This is a genomic window from Aeromonas sp. Y318-3 (assembly GCF_027706185.1).
GTDB classification, from domain to species: domain Bacteria; phylum Pseudomonadota; class Gammaproteobacteria; order Enterobacterales; family Aeromonadaceae; genus Aeromonas; species Aeromonas veronii.
Map to the genome: position 1 here is coordinate 1 of NZ_JAPDCN010000032.1, position 17,656 is coordinate 17,656.

The following is a 17,656-nucleotide window of genomic DNA, read 5'->3' on the forward strand; positions in this document are numbered from 1 at the left end:
CAAGCTGGCTTTCTGCCTTCATTACTTACGGGAACTATTGGTGGACAGAAAACCAGCATTTTGAGAACACAGCCTAGAGCGCCACATGGCGAGCACCTTGCTGCTGGGCAAGGTGACAGGTCAGGAAGCTCGTGCCCAACAGATGGCCGACGAATACAAGACCAAGATTGACATCATCACCTCCCGCGTTGCCAACGCGAAGCGCCAGCCCCCTCGGGTCTATATCGAGCTGGGCGACAAGGGACCTGCCGAATACAGCTACACCTATGGCAAGGACATGTGGGGCGCGATGGCCCTGCTGGCCGGGGGTGACAACGTCGCGGCTCCCTTCGTCGAGCGCTGGGGTCCCATCCATCCTGAGCAACTGCTGGCGAGCAAACCCGAGGTCATCCTGATGGCGGGCTACGAGAGCGTGAGCAGCGCAGAGGCGATGCAGGTCGGCCAGGATGTGTCGGCCGAGACGGTGCGCCAGCGCCTGCAGGGCTTTGCCGCCCGCCCGGGCTGGAGCGAGTTGCCCGCCGTACAGCAGGGGCGCCTCTATGCGGTCTATCACGGCGCAACCCGCAGCATCATGGATGCCGCGCTCATCGAGTTCATGGCCAAGGCCCTCTACCCGGATCTGTTCCAGGATCTCGATCCACTGGCCACCTATCAGGGCTTCTACCAGCGCTATCTGCCCATCCGCCCCCAGGGCACCTTTATGCTGGGCATCAAGCAGGGTGACGCAAACTGAATCCGGTCGTTCGGGCTTTGCCTATCTAGGCAAAGCCCTCTTCATCCCTCTTTCACCCTTGTGGGCGCCTCTCATGGCGCCCGTTTCAGGATTGTCATCATGAATGATTTGGCTGCTCTGCAGCAGACCCTCGCCCGCCAGCGGCAACGGGAGCGCCGTCGCGGGCACTGGCTCCTGCTGCTCACCCTGGTACTGTGCATTAGCCTGGTGCTCGACATCGCCACCGGCCCCTCTCTGCTGCCACTTGGCGAAGTGGTCGATGCCCTGCTCGCCCCCGCCCAGGCCGATCCCATGACCCGCACCATAGTCCATGACATGCGCCTGCCCATCGCCCTGATGGCGCTGGTAGTCGGTGCTGCGCTGGGTCTTGGCGGCGTCCAGATGCAGACTCTGCTGGATAACCCGCTGGCCAGCCCCTACACCCTGGGGCTCGCTGCCGCAGCGGGGCTCGGTGCCGCACTGGCGCTCTATACCGGCGGTCTTGGGCTCCCTCCCCTGATTGCCATTCCGGCTGGCGCCTTCATCCTCTGCATGTTTGCCGCGAGCCTTTTATTTGGCCTGGCCATGATGCGCCATGTCAACAGCCAGACCCTGATCCTGGCGGGCATCGCCCTGCTGTTCCTGTTCCAGTCCCTGCTCTCCCTGCTGCAGTTTCTCTCCTCCCCCGAGCTCAACCAGCAGATCCTGTTCTGGCTGTTTGGCAGCCTGATGCGCACTACCTGGGACTCCCTGATCATCACCGCCGCCGTCACCCTGATCTGCACCCTGCTCATCTACCGGGATGCCTGGGCCCTCACCAGCCTGCGCTTGGGGGAAGCCCGTGCCCGCAGCCTCGGGGTCAACGTGGACAGGTTGCGCATGAAGACTCTGGTGCTGGTCGCCCTGCTCACCGCCACTGCCACCAGTTTCGTCGGTGTCATCGGCTTCGTTGGACTGGTGGCGCCCCATATCGCTCGCATGTTGGTGGGGGAGGATCAGCGTTTTCTTATCCCGCTCTCGGCCCTGTGCGGCGCCTGCATGCTCTCGGCGGCCTCGGTGCTCTCCAAGTCCATCATTCCGGGGGCCCTCTTTCCCATCGGCATCGTCACCGCTTTGATTGGCGTGCCCTTCTTCATCTGGTTGATCCTCGGCAGGGGGCGTAAACGTGCTTGAAATATTCCGACTCACCCTCTCCCTCGGCCAGCAGACCCTGCTGCGAGATCTCAGCCTCACCCTGCATCCGGGTCAGGTCCACGTGATCATCGGTCCGAACGGTACCGGTAAGACCTCATTGATGCGCGCCCTGTTTGGTGAACTGACTCCGGATGGCGGCGATATCCGGCTGGGGGGCCAGAGTGCCCGCCAGATGACGCAGGCCAGGTGGCGCCAGCAGTTTGGCTACATGCCCCAGAACATCCAACTGGAGCTGGACTTGAGCGTCATCGAAGTGGTGGTGCTGGGGCGCCTCGACAGCCTCTCCATGCGTCTGGCGGACGAGGACATCCTGGCGGCGGGTCGCGCCCTGCAGGCGCTCGGCATCGCCCATCTGGCGGATCGCCCCCTCTTCTCCTTGAGCGGCGGCCAGCGGCAGATGGTGCTGTTTGCCCAGGTGCTGCTGCGCGATCCCCGTATCATGATGCTGGACGAGCCGGTCAGCGCCCTGGATCTGCACCACCAGATGCAACTGATGGAGCACCTGTGTCAGCAGACCCGCGAGCAGCAGTGGATCACCCTGGTGGTGTTGCACGATCTCAACCTCGCTGCCCAGTTTGCCGATCAGCTGATCGTGCTGGCAGGGGGCGATCTGCAGGCCTTCGGCCCCCCCGCCCGGGTGCTCGACGCGGCCCTTATCGAGCGCCTCTATCAGGTGCCAGTGGAGATAAGCCACGATCAGCGCGGCATCCCCTTCCTCAGAACCGTGCGAAAGGCCTCATGACAGAGCGCAGCACAACCCCTGCGGCCCCCTCCCGACATACAAACGGGAGGCGAAGATGAACAGCGCCTCCTACTGGCGGGACTGGCAGGGCATGAGCCCGGCAGCCCGCCTGCTTATCACCAACGGGCTGGCCTTCAACCTCGGCTTCTACATGATGATGCCCTTCCTCGCCCAGCACATGGGTAGCGGGCTGGGTCTCGCCGGTTGGGCCTGTGGCCTGGTCATGGGGATGCGGGTCTTCAGCCAGCAGGGGCTCTTTCTCTTGGGGGGCACCCTTGGGGATCGCATCGGCTATCACCCCGCCATCGTCTGGGGCTGCCTGGTGCGCTCCATAGGCTTCGTGTTGCTCGGCTGGGCCGAGTCCCTGCCCATCCTGCTGCTGGCCGCCGCCCTCACCGGCTTTGCGGGGGCCCTGTTCACCCCTTGCGCCCAGGCGTATCTTGCCAGCGAATGCCACAACCCGAGCCAGCGTCAGCGCGCCTTTGCCCTGCACAATCTCGCCAGCGAGGCGGGCATGCTGCTCGGGCCCCTGGTTGGACTGACACTGACCCAGCAGAGCTATACCCTGACCGGCTTGTTGGCAGCCAGCCTGTTTGCCGTGCTCGGGGTGCTGCAATACCGGGTGCTGCCCAAACGCCCGGTGAGCCACCAGAGTCTGCGTGGCGCCATTTTGCGCCAATGGATAGAGATAGTGCGCCAGCGCCCTTTTATCGTGTTTACCCTGCTGGCGGGCAGCTACCAGATCCTGTTCCACCAGCTCTATCTCGCCCTGCCCGCCCATATCCAGAGCCTGCCGGACGCCACCCACCTGCTCGGAGGCGTCTTTACCCTCTCGGCGGTGATCGGCGTCCTGCTCCAGCTACCTGCCTCCCGTCTGGTAGAGAGGCGCCTGGGAGTGCCGCTCGCCATGGGGTTGGGTATCGGGATGATGGGCTTGAGCTATCTGGCTCTACCGCTGCTGGCACCTTGGCCGACGGCAGGCGTGTTGACGCAGGTAGCCCTGCTATCGCTCGGATCCATTCTCTGCTTCCCGCTTTTTGCCGCCCAACTGCCCCGCTACGCCCCTCCCGAGCAGCTCGGCAGCTACTACGGCTTTTATGCCAGCGCTGGCGGCTGCATGGCGCTCTTTGGCAACCTGCTCATCGGTTTTATGTTGGGGGATGCGGGCAGCCGCCCCGCCACTGTCATCTGGCTGCTGATGGCGATGATTGGTTTGCTCGCCGGTATCGGCCTCTACAGGTTTCTGCCATCCACAAAACCCGGCAGCCACTCCAACTAGCCCCATTGCCACTCCCACAGAGCGGTTCATCTGGCTTGCAGAACACGTTTGACAGTGATGATCCGTCACCGCCATCCCAATAAAACTGAGTGTGGAGCCAAGGCTCCACACTCTATCAGGGGGCCGGATGCCCCTGCGGGTCAGTACGCATGATTACAGGCTGATCACGGTCCCGGTCTTGCCAGCGATCCCCTCGGCGGCCTTCTCCAACAGGGTGATGAGGGATTTGCGTCCCGGCATGGATGTGGCAAACGAGAGCGCCGCCTCCACCTTGGGCAACATGGATCCCTTGGCAAACTGCCCTTGGGCGATAAAGCTGTTGGCATCGGCGACGCTCAGGGTATCGAGCCACTGCACATCGGGCTTGCCGAAGTTGATGGCAACCTTCTCCACCGCGGTGAGGATGATCAACATGTCGGCATCGATCAGCTCCGCCAGCTTGGCACTGGCCCAATCCTTGTCGATCACCGCGCTGGCACCGCGCAGGTGATTACCTTCGCGCAGCACCGGAATGCCTCCGCCACCGACGGTGATCACCACCTGACCGGCGGCCAGCATGGCAGAGACGGTCTCCTTCTCAATGATGTCGATGGGTTTGGGAGATGCGACCACCCGGCGATAGCCGCGACCGGCGTCCTCTTTGAGCCGCTCGCCCTTGGCCATCAGCGCCTCGGCCTCCTCCTTGCTGAAGAAGCCGCCGATGGGCTTGCTCGGGTCAAGGAAGGCGGGATCGTTTTTATCCACCTCCACCTGGGTCACCAGAGTAGCAACCGGCTTGTGGATGCCGCGTTCCAGCAGGGCTTCGCGCAAAGCATTTTGCAGGTCATAACCGATGTAGCCCTGACTCAGGGCCACGCAGACCGACATCGGCAGATGGGGGGATTTTGGCTCGTGGCGGGCCGCCACTTCGAACGCCTGCTGGATCATCCCCACCTGCGGCCCGTTGCCGTGGGTGACCACCACCTCGTGCCCTTGGGCGATAAGGTCGGCGATAGTGCCCGCCGTGCTCTGCACCGCCTTCATCTGCTCGGGCAGGTTATTGCCCAGAGCATTGCCCCCCAGGGCCAGTACGATACGCTGTTTCATCTTGTGCTCTCCGATGATAAAGGTGGGCCGGTGTCATACCGACTCGGTTGTTCTGTCTATCACTGTGCTAATTGCTGTTCTCTGACCGCTTCGCCCAGCAGTGGATCAAAGGGTGCTCTGGCCAGAAAACGGCCGTGGCCACGCCGCCCCAGAAACTCGCCGTCGCGAGCGACTATCTCGCCGCGACTGAGGGTCATCCTGATCTGGCCGGGACAACGCATCCCCTCGTAGGGGCTGTAGTCACCGTTGTCATGCAGCGCGGCATGGCGGATCAGGGTCTCGCCACGGGGATCCATCAGCACCAGATCGGCATCAGACCCCGCTTGCAAGTTGCCCTTGCGCGGCCAGAGGCCAAACAGGCGTGCCGAATTGGCGCTGGTGAGGGCCACAAAGCGCGACGGCGAGATGCGCCCGCCGAGCACCCCGTGAGCAAACAGCAGCAACATCCGGTTCTCGACCCCGGGCAAGCCGTTGGGGCAGCGGCTGAAATCGCCGCCCGAGAGGGTCATGCGCTGAGCGTGGGAGAAGTTGCAGTGATCGGTCGCCACCGTGTCGATGTCGCCCGCAGCGATGCCGACCCACAGCTTGTCCTGCTCGCTGCGCCCACGCAGCGGCGGGCTGAGCAGATAGTCGACCCCGTTCTCCCGGTAGTAGCAGGAATCATCCAAAAGCAGATATTGCGGGCAGGTCTCCACCCAGACCGGTTGGCCCTGACGGCGCGCCAGTTTCAGATACTCCAGCCCCAGTCCGTTTGAAAGGTGGACGATATAGAGCGGCGCATTGCCAGCGAGCCCCGCCAGATTGATCATCCGGGCCACCGCCTCGGCTTCGCACTCCAGCGGGCGGCTTTGCGGGTGATACCAGGGCTCATGATGGCCAGCGGCCAATAGGGCAGCCCGGCGCGCCGCGATGGCGGCATCGTTCTCGGGATGGACGGTGGCGAGCGCCCCCACCTCCTTGAGGCGGGCCAGGGCGCGCAGCACGTCGTGATCACCCAGCTTGTACTGGTAGGTGAGATAGAGCTTGAAGCTGCTGATCCCCTCCTCCTGCACCATGGCGGCCATCTCGTGGAGGATGGCGTCATCCACATGCTGGACAACGCCGTGAAAACTGTAATCGATAACCGCCTGATCGGCGGCATAGTCGTGATAGCGGGCCAGCTGGTGATGCAGATTGCACCCCGCCGGGCCAAATCCCATGTGGTCGATGATGGTGGTGGTGCCACCACAGGCGGCGGCACGGGTACCGCTGAAAAAGTCATCGCAACTGCGGCCAATCCCCACATCGATGTTGAAGTGGGTGTGGACATCGATGCCACCCGGCATCACATAGCAGCCGCTGGCATCGATCACCTCGGTTTCGCCATCGGGCTGGATATCGGCGGCACGGGCGCGGATCACCCCGTTTTCGATCAGCAGATCCTGACGATATTCACCCTGCGCATCGACCAACACACCGTTTTTGATCAGCCGTTTCATCCCCACCACCTCGAACATCACTTCAAACAGCAAAACCCCGCCTCAACACAGACGGGGCACTTGCCACACTTGCGACAGCCGGGCGGCGATGGCAGTCACCACCCGGCAGCCCCCTTACTTGTCCAGCTCGGCCAGATAGAGCATGGGGATCACGGCGTACATGGCGGCGCACTTGACCAGATGCTCTTTCCAGGTCTTCTCGTTCGGCGCGTGGGCTTCCGGCTCTTTACCCGGGCCAAAACCGATGACCGGAATACCGTGGCGCCCCATGATGGAGACCCCGTTGGTCGAGAAGGTCCACTTGTCTACCACCGGCTCCTTGTTGAACAGCTCGCGATAAGCCTTGGAGAGGGTTTTGACGGTGATGTGATCCTCTTCCACCTTCCAGGTCGGGAAGTAGCACTCGGTCGGATAGACCAGACCGGTATAGGCCGGACGGTCGTACTGGTACATGGAGACCTCGGCACCGGCGGCTTGTACCGCTGGCAGGGCGCGGATCTCATCCAGCGCACCTTGCCAGGTCTCGCCCCAGGTCAAACGACGGTCGATGGAGACGGCGCAGCTATCCGCCACGGCGCAGCGGCTTGGCGAAGTGAAGAAGATCTCGGAGACGGTCAGGGTGCCCTTGCCGAGGAAGTCATCGTTGCCAAGGTTTTGGCTCAGCTCCTGCAGCTCGCCAAGGATGGGGCCCATCTTGAAGATGGCGTTGTCACCGCGCTCCGGCGCGGAGCCGTGGCAGCTCACCCCCTGCACTTCCACACGGATCTCCATGCGGCCACGCTGGCCACGGTAGATCTGGCAGTCGGTGGGCTCGGTACTGACCACAAACTCGGGGCGGATCTTGCTCTGCTCGATGATGTACTGCCAGCAGAGGCCATCGCAATCCTCCTCCTGCACGGTGCCGGTCACCAGCAGGGTGTACTGATCTTCCAGCCCCAGATCCTTGATGATCTTGCCCGCGTAAACCATGGAGGCCATACCCCCTTCTTGGTCAGATGCACCGCGGCCACCGATGATCTCGTGATCTTCCATCCCCTCATAGGGGTCGAAGGTCCAGTTGGCGCGGTTGCCGACACCGACGGTATCGATGTGGGCATCCATGGCGATCAGGTGCGGGCCGTGGCCGATATAGCCCAGCACGTTGCCCATGGGATCGATCTCAACCTTGTCAAAACCAACCTTCTCCATCTCCTGCTTGATGCGCAGCACCACGCGCTCTTCATTGCAGCTCTCGCTCGGGATGGCGATCATGTCGCGCAGGAACTGACTCATCTCGGCCTTGTACTGGTAGGCCTTCTCCAACACCATTTCAAACGGAATTTGCTTGCTCATTGTGATTCTCCATAACAACTGAGAGTGCGCGGCCTGTTCGTCGGCAGCGCCCTGTGCCCGTTACCGCGCCCCGTTGGCGAGGCGCGATCAGTTCTTTGATTTGTGGTTGCTTACTCGCAGGCCGGGTGTTTGCCTTCCCACACCACTTCCCGGTAGTGGGTCACATCGGTGTCCCCTTCGGTGTTGATGATCAGCACTACGGAGTCGCGACTTAGCCCCAGACGTTCCATCAGCGCCGCGCGATCCGGGTGGTGGCGCACCGCAGCCAGCACGCCGGTGCCGACCGAGCCGGACTCACCGGAGATGATGCGGGGGTCATTGCCAAGGGGGTTGCCCAGCACCCGCATGCCCAGCGCCGACACCTTGTCGTGACAGGAGATGAACTGGGTGGTGCAGCTTCTGAGCAGCGGCCAGCCGAGGGGGTTGGGTTCGCCACAGGCGAGACCGGCCATGATGGTGCGCATATCGCCCCCCACGTTGACCATCTCCCCCGCCACACCGGAGCGGTAGATGCAGTCGGCCTGATCCGGTTCGACCACGATACTGTGCAGGTTTTTCGCCCCGAAGCAGTCCACCAGATAACCGAGCACACCGCCCGCCAGCGCCCCGACCCCGGCCTGCAGCAGCACGTGGGTCGGCTGCTTGATGCCCATGGCCTGCATCTGCTCGACCGCTTCGTCGGCCAGAGTGGAGTAACCCTGCATGATCCAGGTCGGGATCTTGGTGTAGCCCTCCCAGGCGGTGTCCTGCACTATGTGCCAACCGCGCTCTTCGGCCATCTTCATGGTCAGGCGCACGGTGTCGTCGTAGTTCATGTCGGTGACGATGCACTCGGCACCGAGATTGAGAATGTGGTCAACCCGCTCCCGGGCCGAGCCCTTGGGCATGTAGACCACCGCATGCTGACCCACCTGCTTGGCGGCCCAAGCAACGCCGCGACCGTGGTTGCCATCTGTGGTAGTGGCGAATGTCATCGGCTCCTTGATGGTGCGTTTGATGAGATCGAAGGAGAAATCCTCGATGGCCACCCCATATTTTTCACAGAGCAGGTTGGCGATGGCATAAACGCCACCCAGCATCTTGAAGGCATTGAGGCCAAAGCGCTTTGACTCGTCCTTGACCAATATATTTTTCACCCCGATATAGGCGGCCAGAGCTTTCAGGTCGCACAATGGGGTCGGTTCATAACCGGCCAGTTTTTTATGAAAAGCGCGAGCCTTTTGTGCTTCGGCGCGAGAAAACAGCGGAGATGGCTCGGCGGTAAAAAAGCGGTTATCGGCAATATCCATCTTCAAAGAAAATTGGGACATGCTTACCTCACTAGGCGTTACCTGACAAAGAGCTGCCTCGCCGGGAGATCCGTTATTCAGATGCCACGGGGAGAAAACTCGAAATAATGGATTCGACAGCGTGGGCAGGATGAATATTCACCCTGCCCTGCCGTTATTTATTTCACCCGCTTTTGCGCCTCTTTAATCAGATTTTCCAGGGTTTCTGCCGGGGCGGAGAATTTACGGGCCATGATCATGGCGGCGATAATATAGGGCTTCCAGCTCGCCTCTTTGTAAGTGGCGATACGGTATTTCTCGAATACCCCTTCGGTTACTTCCCCTTCCTTGCAGGAGACACCGGAAATATCGGCGGGCAGGCAGTGCATATAGAGCGCTTCGCCACCCTTGGTGAGCTTCATCATCTCCTCGGTGCAGTGCCAATCCTTGTGCTTGGCGTTCTGCTCAAGGCAATGTTTCTCCAGCTCTTTGAGGCCAGCGTGGTCATTGGCGCGCAGCAACTCGGTGCGCCGCTCCATCACCTTGTAGGGGGCCCAGGACTTGGGATAGACGATATCCGCATCCTTGAACGCCTCTTCCATGGAGGTGACCTGACGGAAGCTGCCGCCAGATGCCTTGGCATTCTCTTTGGCTACTTCGATCACGTCCGGGATCAGGTCATACCCTTCCGGATGGGCCAGGGTCACGTCCATACCGAAACGGGTCATCAAGCCGATGATGCCCTGCGGCACGGAGAGCGGCTTGCCGTAGCTCGGGGAGTAAGCCCAGGTCATCGCAATTTTCTTGCCCTTGAGGCTATCCAGGCTGCCGAAGTGCTCCTGCAACCAGGCGAGATCAGCCATCGACTGGGTCGGGTGATCAATGTCGCACTGCAGGTTGACCAGCGCCGGACGCTGGGGCAGTACGCCCTTCTCGAACCCTTCATCCAGTGCGGCGCCCACTTCGCGCATATAGGCGTTGCCGGCACCGAGGAACATGTCGTCACGAATGCCGATGGCATCGGCGCAGAAGGAGATCATGTTGGCCGTTTCACGGACGGTCTCACCGTGGGCGATCTGGGATTTGCCCTCGTCCAGATCCTGCTGGGCCAGACCGAGCAGGTTCAGCGCAGAGGCGTAAGAGAAGCGGGTTCGGGTGGAGTTATCGCGGAAAACCGAGATACCGAGCCCGCTATTAAACAGTTTGGTGCAGATATTTTCGGCGCGCAGGGTCTTGAGTGATTCGGCCAGTTTCAATACCAGCTCCAGCTCCTGAGGGGTTTGCTCCCAGGTCAGCAGAAAATCTTTTTCATGCAAGTTGGATTTGAGTGCTCTGATCTCTTTGATTAATTCGTTAACTGCTTTCATCGTTCGCCCCAATCATTGGATGAGATATGGATAGCTCCCCTTTCACTCACGATGTCACCAGCATCCCGGTTGTGGGTGAGCGCGTCGGTTAGCGTCGATATGAGGCAATCAATAACCGTGCCAAACCAATAAAATGCAGGCAGATATTAATAAATGACGAAAGTGTGTGATGCCACCCACAAAATCAGTGGCTATTTCAGCGGTTTATTCCATAAAAGGATGGATAGGGTGGCCAAGCGATAAAATAGCCGGGTGATAATAATCAGAGGCGATATCTCGGCATCGGTGAGAATTATCATCAAAGGTCAGTTTCAGGGGCTGAAATGATATCAGCGGGGTTGCCGTTATCATTATGATAATGCCGTGCAGTGACTTGCTCTTTTGTTACCACCTCTTCTGCAGAAATGTCACGGCCATTTAACCTCCCTTGCACTCCCCGCCCGTATCGCCTCTCGCCTTATCTTCCGATCACATTGCTGGGCGCGGTTGGCCCAAGGTGCTAACGTGAATACGCCAGCTGCGCATCTGTCTCGGATGCTCAGAAGAGGCCGACGTTCACTGCCGCAACTGCGCGGATGAACCTGCATGACTTACATCTTTGAGGGATTATCTATGTCCAGGAATGCTGCTCTGCTCATCACCCTGACCCTGCTCGGGATCGCCCCTGCCCACGCCATCAGCGCCAAATATGCCGAGCAACTGGAGCGTTCCGGCTGCACCCAGGTTACCGAGGCGCAGGGCTGTGACATTCGCAAAACCAAAGCGGAAAATGCCAAGGCGGGATTTGGCGCGGCCGCCCCAGCCGCGGAGGGCGGTCTGAATCTGAGCTATGAGCAGAAGCTCGAGCGCTCGGGCTGCACTCAGGTGAGCGAGCTTAATGGCTGCGATATCAACAAAACCAAGGCTGAGAACGCGGCTGCCGGTGTTGGCAATGCTCCGGCCGCGGCAACCAGCGCCAGCCCCTATGCGGGCAACTGGATCGCCACCTTCCCCCAAACCGGCGCCACCGTGGCCAATATCCGCATCGATGGCAAGGATCAGGTGTGGGTCAACGACAAGAAGGTCAATGCCAAGAAATCCGATGGCGCGCTGGTGTTCAAGGATGGCATGGTCATCTACACCATTCAGGGGGATCGCCGCATCAAGGGTGAAGATGGCTGGGTCGATAATGATGCCGGAACCAAGGGGCCCATCAACGCCAAGTAAACAGCTGACCACGAAATGACGGGGAGCGCGGACTCCCCGTTTCACCCCTGATTGCCCATCTCTTCCAATGACCAGCTCCGCCAGTGAGGGGCCAGAATCAATACCTCCTGCTCCAGCCAAGTCCCGTCTGTGAACAGTTTATCGAGCCAGGGGACGTCTGCCGGCGAGCCATGATCATCGACCTGATCGGCCTGCGTCGTCACACGCCAGGGCACCTTGCCACTGCCCGCCGCAAAGGTGCGTACCGGACGGGCATAGTGCTCCAGATAAGGCTGCAGCTCACAGGGAAGCCAGAGCATGGCAGGACGATTTAGCTCGCGCGCCAGCTCGATGGCAATATCGATACCCCGTTGATCGAGATCACCGAAATGGGCCCACTGCACGCCCGCAGGCAGCAGCGGGATCAGCTGTTTGGCCAGGGTGGTATTGCGACCGGGGGCAAAGAGCAGCAGTTGCCCGGGTTGCAGCGGGTAGTCGACGAAGGCCCCCTTATTCTCCACCGTAATAACCCGCTCCCCTTGCCAGCCGATGGCCGCCAGCGTGCCCAGAGTCCGCTCCGGCAACGCCAATTCCTCCAGCAGTGCCATCATTGCCGTCATATCGTGCAGCTGACCCTGCCGATCGACCAGTGAGAGCGGTTCGAGGGTACGGATGCGGATCACCTCATCTTGCGTGAGCGACAAGTCCGCAAGCTGTGGCGCGGCAAGGGATGCTGATCGCGGATGCTTGCTGTCCCCATGCCAGAGGGCATAAAAGCAGGCCTGATTGAGCCGTGCAGGCAAACTCACTCCCAGACGTTGCAGATGCTCCCCCTTGTCCGGTTCGGGGGGCGCAGCCCGTGCCAGTTGTCCGGTCAGAAAAGTCCGCCCCGCGTCGGTCAATATATGACGGGAACTGCGCCCAACTGACTCGACTCCACCCAAAGCCTGCAGCAACTCCTTCAACTCGCGGCCATGCCGACTCTCAAGGGAGCAGCCCTTCTCGTTCTGGCTATCGAGCAACCGTGCACACAAATCCTGTACCCGCACCTCATTAAACAGCGACATCATCACCTCTCCATGTGGCTTCATATGACGAAGTAGAGGTGATTTTCCCTGTCATTACCGTGACCGGCTTCGCAAGCGGTTCTTATCAGCCCCGCCATGCATGGCCCGTTACTGGTAAACCCGCCACAAAGGGCGCAAGCTGGTTTGATATAGAGATACGCTGCGCTCTTCGCGGCACGACAACGCGATACCCGCTTCCACAAGGGCTTGCCATGACCGACGCCACAGACCCATCGCCATCCTCTTCCTGGCATCTTTCGGATATCCGCGAACTGGCGCACCTGCTGACTCTGGCGCTGCCCGCCGCGGTAGAGATCACCGAAGCAGTGCATCAGGCGGTACTGAGCGGTATGGGGCTCAAGGGACGGGATGAGGGAAAAACAGCCGGGATCACCGGGCTGGTCTACAAGGGGGTACATGGCACCGCCAACAACCTAAGCAGCGGCATCAACCATCTGCTCAGCCGCCTGCCAGCCACACCGCCGCCCCACAAGATCCCCGAAACCCCGAAACGCGCGGCCCTGATCGCCACGCTCAACGGCGTGTTGGGGGACAAGCTGGTCGAACACCACAATGCCCTCGCCACCCCCATGACCCTGCGCTATCAGGGCAAGCCCCTCGATTGGCAGGCGATGCCGGAGGATCTACCCCGCGAGGGACGGGTGCTGCTGATGATCCATGGCCTCTGCATGAACGATCTGCAGTGGCAGACCGAACATCAAGGCAAACCGGTCAATCACGGAGAGCAACTTGCCGCCGCGCTTGGCTATCAGCCTCTTTACCTGCGCTACAACTCGGGCCTGCCCATTACACAAAACGGGCAGCAACTTGCCCTGTTGCTGGAGCAGTTGCTCGCCCACTGGCCGGGAGAGCTCAAAGAGATAACGATAATGGGCTACAGCATGGGGGGACTGGTTGCACGCAGCGCCTGCCACCATGCCAACCAGGCCGGGCTTACCTGGCTTGCGCACCTTGCCAACCTGATCTTTCTCGGCACACCACACCACGGCGCACCGCTCGAACATGCAGGTCACTGGCTGGAGCAGTTACTGCCCGCTACCGCCTACAGCGAACCCTTCGTCAGACTGGCGCGGCTGCGCAGTGCTGGCATCAAGGATCTGCGCCACGGCAAGGTGACCGAGACGCTCGCCCAACCCGACCTTGCCGCGCCCTTGCGCGATCCCCGCGTCCCACTCCCCTTGCCCTGCAGCGTCAACTGCTATGCCATTGCCGCGACCACTGCCACCAAGCGCAGCCTGCTGGCCGACCGGCTGATTGGCGATGGACTGGTGCCGCTACGCAGCGCCCTCGGTCAGCACAATGAAGCGCGCCATCAGCTGGCTTTTCTTCCTGCCCATACCCTGATTGTCTATCGCACCAGCCATATGGCCCTGCTCTCCAGCCCGCAGGTTGGCCAGCAACTGCTGCGCTGGCTCAGCCCCTTGCAGTTATAGCGAGCTGGCTATTAAAGCAACAGAGTGCTGGTTCACAAAGGAGCCCTGTGGCACTCTGGGACGTCAAAGGGAAGACCCACACTGACACCTCATGTGTCCTCACTGCAAAGGAGCGCCACCGATGGCCAAAGCAAGCAAGAAAGAGATCAAGAAGAAGATCGCCGCTCGTCTTGAGAAAATTGCCAAGCATGAAGGCAAGATCAAGAAGCTAAAGAAGGCCCTGAAGTAGGGCCCATCGCATAAGAGAAACCGCCAAAAGGCGGTTTTTTCATCCCCCTTTCGCCCCTTTACCATCGTTTTGATACCAATGGCCTTGATGTAAACGCCTCAAGCGCACCTCAGCAGAACAACCCGACTGAAGTCACGCACGTTCTCACCGCTGATATTTGGTCTAACAGCGCCAATCGGGCGCCGCGCGTGCCCATGCCAGCAACTACCTTCAACGGAGTGTTTGATATGAGCCAGCAGTGGAGCGCCATATGTACTCTTACACCCTCACCTTCAAGGAAGATGTCGATCGCCTGACCGCCCCCGAGCAGGAGATCACCTTGCAGAGCCCCGCTCAGGCGGGGGATTTTATTATCCTCTCCGACGGCAGCCGCCATCAGGTGATGTTTGTCACCCACCGCGCCCACTACAGCAGCCTCTATCTCGATAAAGGGGTCAGGGTGCCGCAAAGCTAGCGAAGCTCATTCTTCAGTTTGCGAAAGCAAAAGAGCGGCACCTGGCCGCTCTTTGATAAGTCGTGATATGGCGTTGGCGTCACAGCACCTTGATCACCGGTTGGTGCACTATCTCGACGTCATCTTTATAGACCACCAACTCACCCGGTGGCACGCCTCGCTCACCCAATACGGTGACAACGCACTCGTAGCGATAGGGGCCGCTCGTGAAGAGATAGGTATGATTGCCCCCCGTCCCCTCCACCCTGACGGTGCCATTTTTCAACACCAGATCCGGCTTGTCGGCGAGCGTCTTGCCCTTGGCCCAGGAGGCGTAGCGATAGTGGCCATCGTCCAGCTCGTCGATGCGGATGGTAAATTTCTCGGTCTGCCACATCAGCTCGGGGCTCTTGTACTCCCGCACACTGGGATGCAGACCACTCTTCTGCCTGGCGATAAGCTCGGCTTTCAATTTGGCGGCCTGCGCCGTCTGATGATTGATACCGATCACCTTGCCATCAAAATCCATCCAGACCTCGCCACTGCCGAGCATAATGCCGCGCCACCCCATGGTCTGCCAATCCTGCCCGACCCGTGATGTAGCGATGCTTTTTAATATGGCGTCATCAAATACCTCATCAAAACGGGTCAGCATCTCCGCCGGGGTTTTGATGGCGGGAATGGGATGCTCCTGCTTGAAGGGGTACTTCATCTGGTTGGCAAGGGCCTGATGATCCCGGGCTTCTGCCGCATCGACCAACTGCTGCACAAAGGGGCGATATTCGGCCGGCAGTTGCTCTTCATCGGCTGATACAGTGAGAGCTACCCACAATGTTCCCAGCAACAGCAGAGCCTTCAGCCCATAACGTCTCCGCACCTCATTGCTATTGCAGCCAAACAGTGCCCTGACATTCCATCTTGCCACTTTCATTCTGCCTGCACTCCACATTACTAAAACGGCCAGCCACTATCCGCAAACATTAGCTGGCGGACTTGAGAGATTTTTTAACTCGTTTGAGTGCCATCTGCCGCTTGAGCGGTGACAGGTAATCAATGAACAAGTTGCCATCCAGATGATCAATTTCATGCTGCATGACAATGGCCAAAAAATCGCTGCTTTCAATCGTAATCGGATTGCCTTTTCGATCCAGTGCAGATACCACCACCGAGCTGTAACGCTCGACATCCGCATAATAATCCGGCACGGAGAGACAACCCTCTTGTCCAAGCACCTTGTCAGTACCGCTTATCACTTGTGGATTAATCAAAACCAGCGGCTGATCCCTGCTCTCGGACAAGTCGATAATAACGACGGCCTCTTTACGCCCGACTTGAGTCGCGGCCAAGCCAATCCCGTTTTCCGTCGCATACAGGGTCTCCAGCATGTCATCGATCAGCCCCTGTACGGCAGCGATATCCTCAACCCGCTCGGCCTTGAGCCTCAATTTGGGGTCGGGAGCCGTCAAAATATTCAAAATTGCCATCACAACTCTCCATTAACCACTTTTTTCAATCCGAGGTCACAGCCCAACGGCCGGGACATGGAGACAAACGCCTGATCCTCTTCAACCACGTTGTAACCAAGGCGCTCATAAAACCGTATCGCCCCATGGTTCTCTGTGAAGCTGGACAAGGTGACCCGGCATTTCCCCTCACGCTCAGCCTCCTGATGAAGCCGTTCCATCACGGCAGCGCCAAGCTGCCGCCCCTGATACTGAGGGAAAATGATCAGCAGATGGACATGCTGGGCATCCTCATATGGCTTGCTACATAACAAACCAATGCGTTCTCCCCCATGCAAGATCCACGAAAACCATTGCGGCAGATAGGAGCTGGTTATCCGTTCACGTTGAAATTGGTCATCCCAGCCAAAGAGCGCCTCAACATAGGGAAAAATCCCCTGTTTCACGGCAGTAAAGACCTGATCAAATTCATTTTGCGACACATCAATCAGCTCAATATCCATCTCATTCCCTGCTCAAGCCATATTGAAAAAAATAAACAAACTGATAAATTATTAAGACATACTGATAGCCAAAAAGATCTACCCTGAGCACTCAATATAAAGCACCAAGCTATTTTTACTTCAACAAGAACTCGTACATTTAGCAGATGCCACCGTCGAGAAACCCCATCCCCTCTTTAATTTTTTCTAGATTGGCTTTTGAGGTAAGCATATCCACGACAAGAAACGCAACGTTTATTGCAGTGGACGGGCTACGTGAAGTGATAATATTCCCATCGATAACGATAGGTTGATTCAGTACCTGTACACCATACTCTTGCATCTGTTGTTGCCGTTTCTGACTCAGATGATAAGTCGTACCATTGCGACCACTTAGCACACCACTTTTGGCAATAGGCAATGCCCCCACGCACACCGAAGCAACAACTTTTCCCTTGGCATCAAAATCTTTAATCCATGCCAATAGCCTTGGGTCATATGCATCATCATAAAAGCCTGCACCGCTCATACCACCCGGTATTACTAGGGCATCAAACTCTTCGATATCTATTTCATCAAACAGACATTCCGGTTCGATCGTAAAATTCCATGCACATTTAACTCGTTGGTGAAAACCAACTGTAGTTAACTGTATGGGCTCAAGGCCATAAGTTGTCGTCCAACCAAAGGCATCTGTAAATACTGAGGCCTCATACTCTTCAACCCCATTACACAAAAATAGAATTACTTTTGAATTTCGCTTCCTTTCTGAGTTCACTCTATCCATCCTGTAATCAACATGAACTAAGGAAGGTGCGAACAAGTCCCTGATGTGAGATCATGAGCCCCACTTGGCATCAGGGATAAGGTTCAGCATGAATCATC

General features: G+C 58.9%; 17 protein-coding genes. 7 read left to right on the forward strand and 10 right to left on the reverse strand.

The window, feature by feature from the left end; genetic code table 11:
* Positions 1–85: 85 nt before the first annotated feature.
* From OKB77_RS23260 to OKB77_RS23275, 4 genes are all read left to right on the forward strand, one after another.
* On the forward strand, positions 86–733 hold the full coding sequence (locus OKB77_RS23260; RefSeq protein ID WP_270818623.1) for an ABC transporter substrate-binding protein: 648 nt from the start codon (positions 86–88) through the stop codon (positions 731–733).
* A 99-nt stretch (positions 734–832) separates the two neighbouring features.
* The gene (locus tag OKB77_RS23265) at positions 833–1,885 is read left to right on the forward strand and encodes a FecCD family ABC transporter permease (protein ID WP_150389050.1); all 1,053 of its coding nucleotides are present in this window, start codon (positions 833–835) and stop codon (positions 1,883–1,885) included.
* Positions 1,878–2,648 carry an ABC transporter ATP-binding protein gene (locus tag OKB77_RS23270; RefSeq protein ID WP_265775590.1) on the forward strand — a complete coding sequence of 257 codons (771 nt, stop codon included), beginning with the start codon at positions 1,878–1,880 and terminating at the stop codon, positions 2,646–2,648. Before OKB77_RS23265 ends, OKB77_RS23270 begins: the two co-directional genes overlap by 8 nt.
* A 55-nt stretch (positions 2,649–2,703) precedes the next feature.
* A complete protein-coding gene (locus OKB77_RS23275) occupies positions 2,704–3,927 on the forward strand; it encodes an MFS transporter (protein ID WP_064338023.1) in 1,224 nt (407 codons plus the stop codon).
* A gap of 153 nt (positions 3,928–4,080) precedes the next feature.
* On the opposite strand, the gene arcC is transcribed toward OKB77_RS23275, so the two are convergent.
* The 5 genes from arcC to ygeW all read right to left on the reverse strand — a co-directional run bounded on the left by arcC (position 4,081) and on the right by ygeW (position 10,458).
* Positions 4,081–5,013, reverse strand: coding sequence for a carbamate kinase (gene arcC, locus OKB77_RS23280; protein ID WP_064338024.1), 933 nt, complete (start codon positions 5,011–5,013; stop codon positions 4,081–4,083).
* 59 nt (positions 5,014–5,072) lie between these two features.
* The gene (hydA, locus tag OKB77_RS23285; RefSeq protein ID WP_150390514.1) at positions 5,073–6,491 is read right to left on the reverse strand and encodes a dihydropyrimidinase; all 1,419 of its coding nucleotides are present in this window, start codon (positions 6,489–6,491) and stop codon (positions 5,073–5,075) included.
* Between the two features lie 114 nt (positions 6,492–6,605).
* Positions 6,606–7,823: a YgeY family selenium metabolism-linked hydrolase gene (locus tag OKB77_RS23290; protein WP_199427992.1), complete on the reverse strand. Its 1,218-nt coding sequence runs from the start codon at positions 7,821–7,823 to the stop codon at positions 6,606–6,608.
* A gap of 110 nt (positions 7,824–7,933) precedes the next feature.
* Positions 7,934–9,133, reverse strand: coding sequence for a diaminopropionate ammonia-lyase (gene dpaL, locus OKB77_RS23295; RefSeq protein WP_064338026.1), 1,200 nt, complete (start codon positions 9,131–9,133; stop codon positions 7,934–7,936).
* Between the two features lie 137 nt (positions 9,134–9,270).
* On the reverse strand, positions 9,271–10,458 hold the full coding sequence (ygeW, locus tag OKB77_RS23300; protein WP_042080838.1) for a knotted carbamoyltransferase YgeW: 1,188 nt from the start codon (positions 10,456–10,458) through the stop codon (positions 9,271–9,273).
* A gap of 612 nt (positions 10,459–11,070) precedes the next feature.
* On the opposite strand from ygeW, the gene OKB77_RS23305 reads away from it, so the two are divergent.
* The gene (locus OKB77_RS23305) at positions 11,071–11,664 is read left to right on the forward strand and encodes a hypothetical protein (protein WP_064338028.1); all 594 of its coding nucleotides are present in this window, start codon (positions 11,071–11,073) and stop codon (positions 11,662–11,664) included.
* 41 nt (positions 11,665–11,705) lie between these two features.
* Here OKB77_RS23305 and OKB77_RS23310 read toward each other — a convergent pair whose 3' ends face one another.
* Positions 11,706–12,710: a Wadjet anti-phage system protein JetD domain-containing protein gene (locus OKB77_RS23310; protein ID WP_064340037.1), complete on the reverse strand. Its 1,005-nt coding sequence runs from the start codon at positions 12,708–12,710 to the stop codon at positions 11,706–11,708.
* Between the two features lie 212 nt (positions 12,711–12,922).
* On the opposite strand from OKB77_RS23310, the gene OKB77_RS23315 reads away from it, so the two are divergent.
* Both OKB77_RS23315 and OKB77_RS23320 read left to right on the forward strand, forming a co-directional pair.
* On the forward strand, positions 12,923–14,164 hold the full coding sequence (locus OKB77_RS23315) for an esterase/lipase family protein (RefSeq protein ID WP_064338029.1): 1,242 nt from the start codon (positions 12,923–12,925) through the stop codon (positions 14,162–14,164).
* Between the two features lie 479 nt (positions 14,165–14,643).
* The gene (locus tag OKB77_RS23320) at positions 14,644–14,847 is read left to right on the forward strand and encodes a hypothetical protein (RefSeq protein ID WP_005352285.1); all 204 of its coding nucleotides are present in this window, start codon (positions 14,644–14,646) and stop codon (positions 14,845–14,847) included.
* A 79-nt stretch (positions 14,848–14,926) separates the two neighbouring features.
* Here the strand turns inward: OKB77_RS23320 and OKB77_RS23325 are convergent, their stop codons facing one another.
* From OKB77_RS23325 to OKB77_RS23340, 4 genes are all read right to left on the reverse strand, one after another.
* Positions 14,927–15,757, reverse strand: a complete 831-nt coding sequence (locus tag OKB77_RS23325; RefSeq protein ID WP_270818627.1) for a hypothetical protein — start codon at positions 15,755–15,757, stop codon at positions 14,927–14,929.
* Positions 15,758–15,806: 49 nt separating this feature from the next.
* The gene (def, locus tag OKB77_RS23330; RefSeq protein ID WP_064338031.1) at positions 15,807–16,310 is read right to left on the reverse strand and encodes a peptide deformylase; all 504 of its coding nucleotides are present in this window, start codon (positions 16,308–16,310) and stop codon (positions 15,807–15,809) included.
* On the reverse strand, positions 16,310–16,792 hold the full coding sequence (locus tag OKB77_RS23335; RefSeq protein ID WP_064338032.1) for a GNAT family N-acetyltransferase: 483 nt from the start codon (positions 16,790–16,792) through the stop codon (positions 16,310–16,312). Before OKB77_RS23335 ends, def begins: the two co-directional genes overlap by 1 nt.
* Before the next feature lie 139 nt (positions 16,793–16,931).
* Complete coding sequence (locus tag OKB77_RS23340; protein WP_270818631.1) at positions 16,932–17,558, reverse strand: DJ-1/PfpI family protein; 627 nt, start codon at positions 17,556–17,558, stop codon at positions 16,932–16,934.
* Positions 17,559–17,656: the final 98 nt, after the last annotated feature.

Excerpts from the sequence above, each read along its gene's own strand:
- OKB77_RS23260 (WP_270818623.1), top strand. The coding sequence starts at position 86 with ATGGCGAGCACCTTGCTGCTGGGCAAGGTGACAGGTCAGGAAGCTCGT.
- OKB77_RS23265 (WP_150389050.1), top strand. The coding sequence starts at position 833 with ATGAATGATTTGGCTGCTCTGCAGCAGACCCTCGCCCGCCAGCGGCAA.
- OKB77_RS23275 (WP_064338023.1), top strand. The coding sequence starts at position 2,704 with ATGAACAGCGCCTCCTACTGGCGGGACTGGCAGGGCATGAGCCCGGCA.
- arcC (WP_064338024.1), bottom strand. The coding sequence starts at position 5,013 with ATGAAACAGCGTATCGTACTGGCCCTGGGGGGCAATGCTCTGGGCAAT.
- hydA (WP_150390514.1), bottom strand. The coding sequence starts at position 6,491 with ATGAAACGGCTGATCAAAAACGGTGTGTTGGTCGATGCGCAGGGTGAA.
- OKB77_RS23290 (WP_199427992.1), bottom strand. The coding sequence starts at position 7,823 with ATGAGCAAGCAAATTCCGTTTGAAATGGTGTTGGAGAAGGCCTACCAG.
- dpaL (WP_064338026.1), bottom strand. The coding sequence starts at position 9,133 with ATGTCCCAATTTTCTTTGAAGATGGATATTGCCGATAACCGCTTTTTT.
- ygeW (WP_042080838.1), bottom strand. The coding sequence starts at position 10,458 with ATGAAAGCAGTTAACGAATTAATCAAAGAGATCAGAGCACTCAAATCC.
- OKB77_RS23305 (WP_064338028.1), top strand. The coding sequence starts at position 11,071 with ATGTCCAGGAATGCTGCTCTGCTCATCACCCTGACCCTGCTCGGGATC.
- OKB77_RS23310 (WP_064340037.1), bottom strand. The coding sequence starts at position 12,710 with ATGTCGCTGTTTAATGAGGTGCGGGTACAGGATTTGTGTGCACGGTTG.
- OKB77_RS23315 (WP_064338029.1), top strand. The coding sequence starts at position 12,923 with ATGACCGACGCCACAGACCCATCGCCATCCTCTTCCTGGCATCTTTCG.
- OKB77_RS23320 (WP_005352285.1), top strand. The coding sequence starts at position 14,644 with ATGTACTCTTACACCCTCACCTTCAAGGAAGATGTCGATCGCCTGACC.
- OKB77_RS23325 (WP_270818627.1), bottom strand. The coding sequence starts at position 15,757 with ATGAAAGTGGCAAGATGGAATGTCAGGGCACTGTTTGGCTGCAATAGC.
- def (WP_064338031.1), bottom strand. The coding sequence starts at position 16,310 with ATGGCAATTTTGAATATTTTGACGGCTCCCGACCCCAAATTGAGGCTC.
- OKB77_RS23335 (WP_064338032.1), bottom strand. The coding sequence starts at position 16,792 with ATGGATATTGAGCTGATTGATGTGTCGCAAAATGAATTTGATCAGGTC.
- OKB77_RS23340 (WP_270818631.1), bottom strand. The coding sequence starts at position 17,558 with ATGGATAGAGTGAACTCAGAAAGGAAGCGAAATTCAAAAGTAATTCTA.